We start from the raw sequence: 12,091 nt of genomic DNA, 5'->3' as shown, positions 1-12,091 counted from the left end.
GCCCCGGGTTGTCCCGCTATCCCACCCGCTGACGCAAGGCGACGGCATCGGGCCAGGGATAAAGGCGGAAGCCGGTGAAGGGATCGTCCGGCCGCAGAGCCCCGGCGATCCCGGGCGGCAGGAGGGACAGGTCCCGCCCCGCCTCGGGCGGCTCCTGCGCCCATTCGGCCAGCAGGGCACAGCGGGCGCGGCGGCTCTTGAGGGTGGGGTGATCCTTCCCGCGCCGGACCAGCCGGACGCTGCGGGCGCCGAGCGCCGCATAGGCCGCCTCCCCCTCCTCGAGCAGCCAGGCGGCAACCGCGTCCTCCTCCGCCTCCCCTGCGCCGAAACGGACCAGGGTGATCCAGTCCGCGTCCAACGGATGCCGGGCGGCCGGGACGCGCGGGGAGTAGTTGTAGATCGTATGGGTCCAGTCCGTGCGGGGCTTGCAGGCCGGGGCGGCATGAAGGTCCTTCGCCTTCATGCGGCGATACCCGTCGCTGTCCACGATGTCCCAGGACGCGGCCTCGTAGACGTCCACCACGTCCATCGCCCCCGCGACGCCCCGGTAGGAGGTGCAGGTGCGGAAGCCGAGCTGGTAGAGGTCCGGCGCGTGGCGCCCGGCATACCAATCGGAGAAGCCGGGCAGGTCGACCGGGGCGATGTTCAGCTCGGCGACGTAGACGATTTCCTCGGGCATGGCGGCTACTCGAACTGCCCCTTCAGCGGCTCGATCACGCGCCGCCACTTGTCGGATTCCTCCGCCACCATCCGGACGTAGCCGGCGCGGTCCATCGGCGTCGGTTCCAGCCCGTCCGCGATGAAGCGGTTGCGCACCGCGGGATCGGCCACGGCCCGTGCCACGGCCCCTTCCAGCCGCGCCATGACCGGCTCCGGCGTGCCGGCGGGCGCGCTGACGCCGTACCAGCTGTAGGCGGTGAGACCGGGCAGGCCGGCCTCCTCCATCGTCGGGACGTCGGGGGCCAGGGGGGAGCGGCGCTCGCTCATGATCGCCAAGGCCCGCATCTGACGGTTGCGGTGGGCGGCCAGCGCGGTCGGGCTGCCGTCGAACATCAGCTGCACGCGGCCGGCGACGATGTCCACCGTGGCGGGCGCGTTGCCGGTGTAATGGATCGGCACGATGTCCACGCCCGCGGCCGTCCGCCACAGCTCCCCGACGAGATGGGCGGAGCCGGCCCGGCCGTGGCTGGCGAAATTCACCGCGCCGGGTCGTGCCTTCGCGTCGGCGATCACCGCCTGGACCGTATCGGGTGGGTAGAGCAGCGACGACACCATCACGAAGGGCATCCGCACCACCAGCCCGACCTGGGCGAGCTGTTCCACCCGATAGGGCAGCGGCGTGCCGAGATGCGGCGCGATCGCGAGGGTGGTCGGCGTGCTGAGCAGGAGGGTGTGGCCGTCCGGCGCCGCCCGCGCCACCGCCTCCGCCCCGATGGCCGTGTTCGCGCCGGGCCGGTTGTCCACGACCACCGGCTGGCCGAGCGTCTCGGCCATATGGGCGGCGAGGGTGCGGCCGATGATGTCGCTCGCCCCGCCCGCCGGGAAGGGCACGACGAGGCGCAGCGGGCGGGCGGGGAAGGACTGCGCCCGCGCGGCGAGGGGCGCCGCGGCGAGTGCCGCCGCGGAGAGCCCGAAGAGGCGACGGCCTGCCATCACGAAGAGGAATCCCTGGACGTTGGCGCGAGCCTGGGCGCCGCGTCCCGGCACCGTCAAGCAGCGAGCGCCCGGTCCCGCCGGGCCGGTTCCGGTCCGCACGCCGCGCCCCCGGCCCGTGCTGCCGCACCCGGGCATTCCGGGGGCGGGGCGGCCGCCGAGATGGCCACCGCAGGCGGGATCAGCCGGCGGCCGCTCTCCCCGGCACGGCCGGCGAGAGGCCCTCACCCGCCCGCCTCAGCACCTCACGCGGCGCGCCGAGGACCTTGGCGCGCTCCAGGGCGGCCCGCGCCGAGGCCGTCTTGCCCGCGATGGCGAGCGCCGCGCAGAGGCCGATCTGCGGCCGGTGATCATCCGGGCGAAGCCCCGCGGCCGCCGCATAGGCCTTCGCCGCCTGGGAGACGTGCCCCGTGCGCAGGAGCGAATCCGCCAGCAACAGCCGGTAAAGGCCGTTGCGGGGCGCACGCGTCACGAGCCCGGCGTAGAGCCGGGCCGCCTGGGCCGCATCCCCCGCCGCCCGGTGCGCGTCGCCGAGGGCCCGCAGGGCGTGCTCGTTCTCCGGCGCGAGCTCCAGCGCCCGTCGGGCGGCCGCGACCGCCAGGGCTGGACGGCGCTGAGCGCGGAGCGAGAGGTTCATCCACCAGGTGGCGCTCCCGCGCCGCCAGGGGCGGACCGCGCGCCGCGCCGCCGCCTCCGCCCCGCCCTCGCCCCGAAGCACCGACAGCACGTAGCCGCGAAGCGCACCGGCATCCCGCAGGAATTCCCCGACGGAGTGGCCTGAGAAGGGCAGGAGAAGAGGCCGGGGTCGGGCGGACAGCGCCAGAAGAGGCGCCGCGTGCCGCGCATCCCGCATGCGCGGATCGAAGACGAGGTGCAGCGCGGCGTCACGGGCGAGGTTGGACGCCATGTCGTCGCGCCCGAAACCCGTCGTCGCCGCGATCCGCGCGGCCGCCTCCGCCCAGTGCGGCTCCCAGGGCACCTTGGCGCGATCCACCGAGATCTGCGGGCAGAGGGCGAGGATCGCGTGCGCGCCCACCCCGCGGCTGCAGGCCGCGGCGGCGTAGCCGCCCATGCTCGAACCATAGGTCACCACGCGCCGGAAGGAGCGGGCGACGGCGCGGATGGCGGCCAGTGCCGCGTCGGTTTCCGGCACCTGGAACCAGTGGCTCCAGCCGACGGTGACGTGGATCGCGGAGAGGCCGTGGCGCCGCAACAGGCGCTCGGCGAAGGCGGGGCCGTCGCGCCGGGCCTCGCGGTCATAGCTCGGGAAGGTGATGACCAGCGTGCCGTCATCGCCCGGGATGGTCGCGACGCGCACGCGCAGATTGGGGAATCGAAGAGGAAGGGCGGCGCGGCGTCGCTGGGCATGGGATCCCCGGTCCTGCCCGGCCAGGGTAGCGCGGCGGGGTGCGAGCCGGAACGTCCGGCCCGCCGCCCTCAGATCATCGCCATGCCGCCGTTCACGTGCAGCGTCACGCCCGTCACCCAGGCCGCCTCGTTCGAGGCGAGGTAGGTGACGGCCGCCGCGATGTCCTCGGAGGCGCCCATGCGGCCCATGGGGATGCGGCCCATCAGCGTCGCCTTCTGGGCGTCGTTCAGCGCGTCCGTCATGGCGGTCTTGATGAAGCCGGGCGCCACCACATTCACCGTCACGCCGCGGGGCGCCACCTCCTGGGCCAGCGCCTTGCTCATGCCGATCAGCCCGGCCTTGGCGGCGGCGTAGTTCGCCTGGCCCGGATTGCCGGTGACGCCGACGATGGAGGCGATCGAGATGATCCGGCCGGAGCGGCGCTTCATCATCCCGCGCAGGGACGCGCGCGCCAGGCGGAAGGGGGCGGTCAGGTCGACCTCGATCACGTCGGACCAGTCCTTGTCGCCCATCCGAAGCGCGAGCCCGTCCCGCGTCAGCCCGGCATTGTTCACCAGGATGTCGAGGGCGCCGAACTCGGCCTCCACCTTCTCCACCAGCGCGGCCGGGGCGGCGGGGTCGGAGAGGTCGGCGGGGGCGATCAGGGCACGCTCGCCCAGCTCGGCGGCGAGGGATTGCAGCTCCGCCTCCCGCCGGCCGGTCAGGGCGACGCGCGCGCCCTGGGCGTGCAGGGCGCGAGCGATCGCGGCGCCGATGCCGCCCGTGGCGCCGGTAACGAGGGCGGCCTTGCCGGTCAGGTCGAACATTCAGGCGTCTCCCAAAGGTGCGAGGCGCTTGGCCAGCGCGTACATCACATGGCCGGGCGGGCAGTCCGGCAATTCCCCGTACACGGCGTAGCCGAGCCCCTCGTAGAAGCCGCGGGCCTGGAAGGAATAGGTGGACAGGCGAATACCGAAGAGGCCGCGGCGCCGCGCCTCTTCCTCGGCCATCCCCATGAGGCGGCGGCCCCAGCCGCCGCCGCGCAGCGCCTCCGGCAGGTAGAGCAGCTCCACATAGAGCCAGCCGCCATAGACCCGGCCGACCAGCCCGCCGAGGGCCTCCCCCGCCTCCCCGTCCCGCAGGAACACGAAGAGCGGCGGTCCCTGGAGCGGGCCGCCCCCGACCGCCGCCTCGTTGAAGGCGGAGAGGCCGCGCAGGACCGCCCCGATCGCGGCCTCGTCGGGCGTGTCGGAGAGGGTGGCGACCGGTGTCACAGGGCCTTCAGCACGGCCTCGATCTCGGCGGGCGTGCCGCAGGCGAGGGCGCGGGCCTCGGGCGCGTTGCGCTTCATCAGGCCGGTCAGGACCTTGCCGGAGCCGACCTCGACGAAGGTGTCGCAGCCCATCGTCGCCATGGCGGCCACGCATTCCCGCCAGCGGACGGTGCCGGTGACCTGCCGGACCAGCAGGTCGCGGATCGTGTCGGGGTCCGTCACCTTGTCGGCAGTCACGTTGGCGATCACGGGGATCGCCGGGGCCTTCGGCGGGTCGCGCTCCAGCGCCTCTCCCATCGCGTCGGCGGCCGGGGCCATCAGGGCGCAGTGGAAGGGAGCGGAGACGGGCAGGATCATGGCGCGGCGGATGCCCTCCGCCTTCGCCAGCTCAACCGCGCGCTCCACGGCGCCCTTGTGGCCGGAGATCACGACCTGCCCGCCGCCATTGTCGTTGGCGGCCTGGACCACCTCGGTCTCGCCGGTCACGGGATCCTCGGCGGCGCGGGCGCAGATGGCGGCGGCCTGCTCCATCTCGGCGCCCAGCAGGGCGGCCATGGCGCCGGTGCCGGCGGGGACCGCCTTCTGCATGGCGTCCCCACGCAGCCGCAGCAACCGGGCGGCCTGCGGCACGTCGAGCGCGCCGGCGGCGGCGAGGGCGGAATATTCCCCGAGCGAGTGGCCAGCGACGAGGGCGACCTTCGTCCGCAGGTCGATCCCGCCCTCCTTCTCCAGCACGCGGAGCACCGCCAGCGAGACGGCCATCAGCGCGGGCTGCGCGTTGGCGGTGAGGGTCAGCTCTTCGGCTGGCCCCTCGAACATGAGGCGGGAGAGGTTCTGCTTGAGGGTCTCGTCCACCGCCTCGAAGACCTCCCGCGCCGGGAGGAAGGCGGCGGCGAGGTCGCGGCCCATGCCGACGGCCTGACTGCCCTGGCCGGGAAAGACGAAGGCGATGGCCATGTGGTTCGAGACCTCCCGGGAACGCGGCGCGGCGGGGTAGGGCCGCACCACCGGGCTGTCAACCACGGCGAGACGGTCCGGGAGGCGTGCTCCCGGACCCTCCCCGCCCGTTCCGGACGACGGCGCCGCGGCGGCGCCGTGGCCTAGTAGCGGCCGCGGCCGACCCAGACCCGGCGGCAGACCTCGCGCCGCACCGTCACCGGACGGCCGAAACGGTCGCGGCGGGAGACGATCCGCGGGCGGCAGCGCGTGACGTAGCGCACATCCTCCACGAGGCTCTGATCGGCGACCGCGGCACCGATCATCGGGGCGGCCGAGGCCGGCGCGGCCGAGGCGCTACCGGCGAAGAGCGGCGCGCCGAGCGCCAGGGCGGCGACGAGCGCGAGACGGGGGAGCGTGGGCATGCAGGTTCCCTTCCTTGTTCACCAGCGATGTCGGAAGCGCACGAGGAGCCGCGCGGTTCCATTCCGCTGAAAGGGTATGGAAAGGGCGGGCTGCGGCGGCATTGCGGCAGAGCCGGGGCAGGACCCCGCCGCGCAACAATGTTACCGGAGCGTTGGACCGGGCGCGCGGCCCTTGCAGCGCGCCCACGCCCCGGCTACACGCCGCCTCCCCTGCCGGGCGCGAGGCATCGCGCGCGGCTATGCCCATTCCGCCATCGCATCCCGCGCCGGCCCCGGGCTGAGACATCCGAAGGGAACCCGATGCCACTTTATGAAACCGTGCTGCTCGCACGGAACGACCTCACGCAGGCCCAGGTCGAGGCGATCGCCGACCAGGTCGCCGGCATCGTCGGCGAGGCCGGCGGCGAGGTCCGCAAGCGCGAGTACTGGGGCCTTCGCGGCCTCGCGTACAAGATCAAGAAGAACCGCAAGGCCCACTACATGCTGCTGGGCCTGGACTGCACGCCGGCCGCCGAGAAGGAGACCGCGCGCCAGCTCGGCCTGCACGAGGACGTGCTGCGCCACATGACGCTGCGGATCGAGACGATCAACGAGGAGCCCTCCGCGATCCTGGCCAAGCGCGGCGAGGACCGGGACCGTGACCGCGGCTTCCGCGGCCCCCGGCCGGCCGGCCGCTTCGGTTCGGGCCGTGGCCGTGAGCGCGGCGACGACCGCGAGGAGTTCCGGGCCCGCTCGCGTGACGAGCTCGAGCCCATGGGCGGCGAGGAGTAATCAGCCATGTCCGAATCGACCGACCTGACCCCCGCCGCGCGCCGCCCGGCCGTTGGTGCCCGCCGGCCCTTCTACCGCCGCCGCAAGTCCTGCCCCTTCTCCGGCCCGAACGCGCCGAAGATCGACTACAAGGACGTGCGCCTGCTCTCCCGTTTCCTGAGCGAGCGCGGCAAGATCGTACCGTCCCGCATCACGGCGGTGTCCGCCAAGAAGCAGCGCGAGCTGGCGAATGCCATCAAGCGCGCCCGCTTCCTGGCGCTGCTGCCCTACGTCATCAACGACTGATCGGGGGACACCGACCATGATCGACGTCATCCTGATGCAGCGCGTGCCGAAGCTCGGCCAGATGGGCGAGACCGTGAAGGTGAAGCCCGGCTATGCGCGCAACTTCCTCCTGCCCCAGGGCAAGGCCATCCGCGCCAGCGCCGACAACCTGAAGCGCTTCGAGGCGCAGCGGGCGGAGCTGGAGGCGCGCAACCTGCGCGCCCGCGAGGAGGCGGAGCGCGTGGCCGAGCGCATGGAGGGCCTCTCCGTGGTCCTGCTGCGCTCCGCCGGCGAGAGCGGCGCCCTCTACGGCTCCGTCTCCGCCCGCGACATCGCGGAGGCCTGCAAGGAGTCCGGCCTGGTCATCGAGCGCGACCAGGTCATCATGCCGGCCCCGATCAAGAACCTCGGCGTCGTGACGGTGCAGGTGGCCCTGCACCCGGAGCTCTCGATCCCCGTCCAGGTGAACATTGCCCGTTCGCTGGAAGAGGCCGAGAAGCAGGCGCGCGGCGAGGACCTGCGCGCCGAGCAGGAGGCCGAGGAGGCGAGCCTGGAGGCCGAGCTGGCCGCCGAGCTGTCCGAGCTGGGCGCCGCCCGCGACTGATCCGCACCGCGGCGCCCCGGCGCCGTGGCCCCCTGAAGAGCGCGCCCGCCCGGGGAACCGGGCGGGCGCGTTCCGTTTAGGAAAGGTTGCTGCTGCCCCGGCACAGTTACAGCATGGTGACGCCATGCTGGGGCCGCTGCTCGATTCGCTGCTCTCCCGCCTGATCCGGCTCGGCACGCTGACCGTCCGGTTCCCGGATGGCGCCGTGCGGCGCTACGGCGGCACGCCCGGTCCCGCGGCCGGGATGGCCCTCACGAACCGCCGCGCCCTCCATCGCCTCCTCTGGAAACCCTCCCTCGGCTTCGGGGAGGGTTACATGGACGGCGACATCGAGCCCTTCGACGCCACGCTTCATGAGCTGCTGGACTTGCTCTTCCTCAACCTGCACGAGGGCGGCACGCATCCCGCGGCGCGCATCGGGGAGGCGTTGCGCTGGGCCGGCCGGCGCATCCGGCAGTTCAACCCCGCCGCGCGGTCCCGGCGCAACGTGGCCCACCATTACGACCTGAACGGGCGGCTCTACGCTCTCTTCCTCGATCCCGACCGGCAGTATTCCTGCGCCTACTTCCCGACCGGGGCAGAATCCCTGGCCGACGCCCAGGCGCTGAAGAAGCGCCACATCGCCGCGAAGCTCCGTCTGGACCGCCCCGGCCTGGAGGTGCTGGACATCGGCTCGGGCTGGGGCGGGATGGCGCTGACCCTCGCGCGGGACTTCGGCGCACGGGTCACGGGGCTGACCCTGTCGGAGGAGCAGCTGGCCGAGTCCCGCCGCCGGGCGGAGGAAGCCGGACTGTCCGGCCGGGTCCGTTTCGAGCTGATGGACTACCGCGCCTGGAACCGGCCCGTGGACCGCATCGTCTCCGTCGGCATGTTCGAGCACGTGGGGGTGAACCACTACGGCGCCTTCTTCCGGACCGTGCGGGACGTGCTGCGGGAGGACGGGGTGGCGCTGGTCCATTCGATCGGCCAGTCGGAGGGCCCGGCCACCACCAGCCCCTGGCTGGAGCGCTATATCTTCCCCGGCGGCTACTCCCCCGCCCTGTCCGAGGTGGTGCCGGCGGTCGAGAAGGCGGGCCTCTGGATCACCGACATCGAGATCCTGCGCCTGCACTACGCCCGCACCATCGCCCACTGGCGGGCCGGCTTCGCGGCGAACCGGGACGCGATCCGGACCCTGTATGACGAGCGCTTCTGCCGGATGTTCGAGTTCTACCTCTCGGCCGCGGAGCTGTCCTTCCGCCGCTGGGGGCACATGAACTGGCAGATGCAGCTCGCCCGCCGGGTGGACGCCCTGCCCCTGACCCGTGACTACATGGTCGCGGCGGAGCGGGCCGCGAACATATCCACATGATCCACCGTCGTCCCCAGCCCGGAGGCGCGACGCCGGGGGCCGGACCGGGCTAAGGTGGGGGCATGAACGCCTTCGACGCGATCGCCGAGCCGGCCGGCGGCGGCCTCCTGGGCCTCTCCCAGCGCCTCCCCCCCTCGAACGTCGAGGCCGAGCAGGCCCTGCTCGGCGCCCTGCTGGCCAACAACAAGGCCTATGAGCGCGTCTCCGAGTTCCTGGCCGACGAGCACTTCGCCGACCCCGTCCATGGCCGCATCTACAAGGCGATCCAGCGCCGGATCGAGGCCGGCCAGCTGGCCGACGTCGTCACGCTGCGCGCGGAGTTCGAGCATTCCGGCCTGCTGGACGAGGTAGGCGGCCCGGCCTACCTGGCCCAGCTCCTCACGGCGATGGTCGGCATCATCAACGCCGGCGAGTACGGCCGCGTCATCTTCGACTGCTTCCTGCGCCGCCAGCTGATCGACCTCGGTGAGGTGGTGGTGAACCGGGCCTTCGGCGCGGAGCCCGAGCTCGACGGCAAGATGCAGCTCGAGGCGGCGGAGCAGGCGCTGTTCGACCTTGCGACCGACGGGTCGTCCGAGGGCGGCTTCGTGTCCTTCGAGAAGGCACTGACCGCGGCGGTGGAGCTGGCGGAGCACGCCTTCTCCACCCCGGGCGGCGTCTCCGGCCTCTCCTGCGGGCTCCGGGACGTGGACAGCAAGCTCGGCGGGCTGCACCCCTCGGACCTGCTGATCCTCGCGGGGCGCCCGGCCATGGGCAAGACGGCCCTGGCCGTGAAAATGGGTTTCGGCGCCGCGAAGGCGATCCAGCGGGAGGCGCTCGACAAGGACCCGAACGCCGTGGTCCGGGGCGGCGTCGCGATCTTCTCCCTCGAGATGAGCGCCGACCAGCTCGCCACCCGTATCCTGTCCGAGCAGTCCCGCGTGTCCGGCGACCGCATCCGGCGCGGTGACATCGCGCAGCGCGACTTCGACAAGTTCGTGGAGGTGAGCCGGGAGCTCGCCTCCATGCCCCTGTTCATCGACGACACGCCGGCCATCACCATCTCCGCACTCCGCACCCGCTGCCGGCGGCTGATGCGGACGAAGGGGCTGAACCTCATCATCGTGGACTACCTCCAGCTCATGCGCCCGGCGGCCGGCACGCGGCCGGAGAATCGGGTGCAGGAGATCAGCCAGATCACCCAGGGACTGAAGGCGATCGCGAAGGAGCTGTCGGTCCCGGTGATCGCCCTGTCCCAGCTCTCCCGCCAAGTGGAGCAGCGGGAGGATAAGCGGCCGCAATTGGCAGACCTGCGCGAATCCGGCTCGATCGAGCAGGACGCGGACGTCGTGATGTTCGTCTACCGCGACGAGTACTACCTCGCCCAGCGGATGCCGAAGGAGCTGGCCTTCGACAACGCCGAGAAATTCTCGGAGGCGTCGGAGAAGTGGCAGAAGGACATGGAGCAGGCGCACAACAAGGCCGAGCTGATCATCGCGAAGCAGCGCCACGGCCCCACCGGCACCATCCGCCTCTTCTTCGAGGGCGAGTTCACCCGCTTCGGCGACCTCGACCAGACGCATGACGAGCAGGATGCCTACTGATCCGGCGGGCCTGCTGACCGTCGATCTCGGCGCGATCGCCGACAACTGGCGGTCGCTGCGGGCGCGGCACGGGGCGGATGTCGCCGGCGTGGTGAAGGCGGACGCCTACGGACTGGGCGCCGCGCCGGTTGGGCGGGCCCTGCGGGATGCGGGCTGCCGCCACTTCTTCGTCGCGCACCTCGCGGAAGGCATGGCCCTGCGGTCCGCGGTCGGACCCGGGCCGATGATCGCCGTCCTCAACGGCTTCCGGCCGGAGGAGGACGGGGATGCCGACCTCACCCCCGTCCTCAACACCCCGCAAGACGTGGCCGCCTGGGGCGCGGCCGAGATCCCGGCCCAGGGGCCGCACGACGCCATCCTTCACATCGACACGGGGATGAACCGGCTGGGCCTTTCGGCGAAGGAGACCGCCGCGCTCGCGGAGGACCCCTCTCCGCTCCGGCGGCTGCTGCTCCGCTTTGTCATGACGCATCTCGCCTGCGCGGACGACCCCTGGCACCGTCTGAATGCGGCCCAGGCCACCCGCTTCGCCGCGGCGCGGCGGCGCCTGCCGGAGGCCCCCGCGTCGCTGGCCAATTCATCGGGCATCTTCCTCGGGCCCGGCTTCGCCTCGGACCTCGCCCGGCCGGGCTGCGCCCTTTACGGCATCAACCCGACCCCCGGCCGGCCGAACCCGATGCAGCAGGTCGTGACGCTGGAGGCGCCGGTCCTGCAGGTCCGGGACGTGCCCCCCGGCATGCCGGTCGGCTACGGGGCTTCCTGGGTGGCCTATCGCCCCTCCCGGATCGCCACCGTTGCGGCGGGCTACGCCGACGGGTATCTCCGGGCCCTGTCCGGCCGGGCGGTGGCCCGCCACCGCGGGCGGGACGTCCCGCTGGCGGGCCGGGTGTCCATGGATCTGACGACCTTCGACGTGACGGACCACCCGGAGATCGGGATCGGGTCCAGCATTACCCTCATCGGGCCGGGCCTGACGCCGGATGACTTGGCGGCGCGCGCCGGGACGATCGGCTACGAGATCCTAACCTCCCTCGGGGCGCGCTACCGGCGCGCCTACCTGCCCGCTCCTTGAACACCCTCCTGGACTGGGTCGCGGCCCTCGGGCGCGCCGTGCTCGCCCTCTGCCGTGGTGCGGGATCGATCGCCCTCTTCGGGCTCGAGGGGCTGTCGCATGTCGTCCGCCCGCCCTTCCACCCCCGCCTCTTCCTGCGCGCCTTCCTGGAGATCGCCTTCTTCTCCCTGCCGGTCGTGGCGCTCACGGCGGTCTTCACCGGGATGGTCCTGGCGCTGCAATCCTATTCCGGCTTCTCCCGCTTCGGGGCGGAGGGCGCGATCGCGAACGTCGTCGTCCTCTCCGTCACGCGGGAGCTGGGGCCGGTGCTGGCGGGGCTGATGGTCGCGGGCCGGATCGGTGCCGCCTTCGCGGCGGAGATCGGGACGATGCGCGTCACCGATCAGATCGACGCGCTGACCACCCTCTCGACCGATCCGATGAAGTACCTCGTCGCCCCGCGCTTGCTGGCGGCGACGCTTGCCATGCCGCTGCTGGTGATCGTGGCGGACATTCTCGGCGTGATGGGCGGCTACCTGATCGCGACGCTGAAGCTGAACTTCTCCGCAGCGGCCTACATCCGGGCGACCGTCGAGTTTGTCCAGCTCATGGACGTGGTCAGCGGCCTGGCGAAGGCTGCGGTCTTCGGCTTCGTCGTCGCGCTGATGGGCACTTATTGCGGCTACCACTCCCGCGGCGGCGCGCAGGGCGTGGGCGGGGCCACCACCACCGCCGTCGTCTCCTCCTCCATCCTCATCCTCGCGCTGGACTACGTGCTGACCGAGGCGTTCTTCTCGCGATGACCTCCGGTAGCCGGACGCGGAGCGGGAGG

14 protein-coding genes are annotated in these 12,091 nt (G+C 72.5%); 7 read left to right on the top strand and 7 right to left on the bottom strand.

All coding sequences use genetic code 11. The features are described from left to right. Positions 1 to 16: 16 nt before the first annotated feature. The 7 genes from ACP6CK_RS27590 to ACP6CK_RS27560 form a co-directional block, all read right to left on the bottom strand. Positions 17 to 679, bottom strand: a complete 663-nt coding sequence (locus ACP6CK_RS27590) for a hypothetical protein (protein ID WP_426956539.1) — start codon at positions 677 to 679, stop codon at positions 17 to 19. 5 nt (positions 680 to 684) lie between these two features. Then, on the bottom strand, positions 685 to 1,653 hold the full coding sequence (locus tag ACP6CK_RS27585) for a tripartite tricarboxylate transporter substrate binding protein (RefSeq protein WP_426956538.1): 969 nt from the start codon (positions 1,651 to 1,653) through the stop codon (positions 685 to 687). Between the two features lie 181 nt (positions 1,654 to 1,834). Next, complete coding sequence (locus tag ACP6CK_RS27580; protein ID WP_426956537.1) at positions 1,835 to 2,971, bottom strand: tetratricopeptide repeat protein; 1,137 nt, start codon at positions 2,969 to 2,971, stop codon at positions 1,835 to 1,837. Between the two features lie 119 nt (positions 2,972 to 3,090). Then, positions 3,091 to 3,828: a 3-oxoacyl-[acyl-carrier-protein] reductase gene (gene fabG, locus ACP6CK_RS27575; RefSeq protein ID WP_426956536.1), complete on the bottom strand. Its 738-nt coding sequence runs from the start codon at positions 3,826 to 3,828 to the stop codon at positions 3,091 to 3,093. Continuing rightward, positions 3,829 to 4,275, bottom strand: a complete 447-nt coding sequence (locus ACP6CK_RS27570) for a GNAT family N-acetyltransferase (RefSeq protein WP_426956535.1) — start codon at positions 4,273 to 4,275, stop codon at positions 3,829 to 3,831. It abuts the gene before it with no gap. Beyond that, positions 4,272 to 5,231, bottom strand: a complete 960-nt coding sequence (gene fabD, locus ACP6CK_RS27565) for an ACP S-malonyltransferase (protein WP_426959991.1) — start codon at positions 5,229 to 5,231, stop codon at positions 4,272 to 4,274. The genes ACP6CK_RS27570 and fabD overlap by 4 nt, the downstream gene beginning before the upstream one ends. 143 nt (positions 5,232 to 5,374) lie before the next feature. Then, complete coding sequence (locus ACP6CK_RS27560; RefSeq protein ID WP_426956534.1) at positions 5,375 to 5,635, bottom strand: hypothetical protein; 261 nt, start codon at positions 5,633 to 5,635, stop codon at positions 5,375 to 5,377. Between the two features lie 300 nt (positions 5,636 to 5,935). Between ACP6CK_RS27560 and rpsF the strand changes: the two genes are divergently transcribed. From rpsF to ACP6CK_RS27525, 7 genes are all read left to right on the top strand, one after another. Beyond that, positions 5,936 to 6,406, top strand: a complete 471-nt coding sequence (gene rpsF, locus ACP6CK_RS27555) for a 30S ribosomal protein S6 (protein WP_426956533.1) — start codon at positions 5,936 to 5,938, stop codon at positions 6,404 to 6,406. A gap of 6 nt (positions 6,407 to 6,412) precedes the next feature. Continuing rightward, positions 6,413 to 6,691 (top strand): 30S ribosomal protein S18, encoded by a 279-nt coding sequence (gene rpsR, locus ACP6CK_RS27550; RefSeq protein ID WP_426956532.1) that lies wholly within the window; start codon positions 6,413 to 6,415, stop codon positions 6,689 to 6,691. 16 nt (positions 6,692 to 6,707) lie between these two features. After that, a complete protein-coding gene (gene rplI / locus ACP6CK_RS27545) occupies positions 6,708 to 7,274 on the top strand; it encodes a 50S ribosomal protein L9 (RefSeq protein ID WP_426956531.1) in 567 nt (188 codons plus the stop codon). A gap of 127 nt (positions 7,275 to 7,401) precedes the next feature. Beyond that, on the top strand, positions 7,402 to 8,625 hold the full coding sequence (locus ACP6CK_RS27540) for a class I SAM-dependent methyltransferase (protein ID WP_426959990.1): 1,224 nt from the start codon (positions 7,402 to 7,404) through the stop codon (positions 8,623 to 8,625). A 62-nt stretch (positions 8,626 to 8,687) separates the two neighbouring features. Further along, on the top strand, positions 8,688 to 10,208 hold the full coding sequence (locus tag ACP6CK_RS27535; protein ID WP_426956530.1) for a replicative DNA helicase: 1,521 nt from the start codon (positions 8,688 to 8,690) through the stop codon (positions 10,206 to 10,208). Further along, the gene (alr, locus tag ACP6CK_RS27530) at positions 10,198 to 11,280 is read left to right on the top strand and encodes an alanine racemase (protein WP_426956529.1); all 1,083 of its coding nucleotides are present in this window, start codon (positions 10,198 to 10,200) and stop codon (positions 11,278 to 11,280) included. The genes ACP6CK_RS27535 and alr overlap by 11 nt, the downstream gene beginning before the upstream one ends. Then, positions 11,277 to 12,062, top strand: a complete 786-nt coding sequence (locus ACP6CK_RS27525; protein ID WP_426956528.1) for an MlaE family ABC transporter permease — start codon at positions 11,277 to 11,279, stop codon at positions 12,060 to 12,062. Before alr ends, ACP6CK_RS27525 begins: the two co-directional genes overlap by 4 nt. Positions 12,063 to 12,091 lie beyond the last annotated feature (29 nt).

The sequence above is a fragment of the Muricoccus radiodurans genome (assembly GCF_050154705.1).
GTDB classification, from domain to species: domain Bacteria; phylum Pseudomonadota; class Alphaproteobacteria; order Acetobacterales; family Acetobacteraceae; genus Roseomonas; species Roseomonas radiodurans.
The sequence above is the reverse complement of the archived record's forward strand: the minus strand, read 5'-3'. Positions and strand labels throughout refer to the sequence as shown.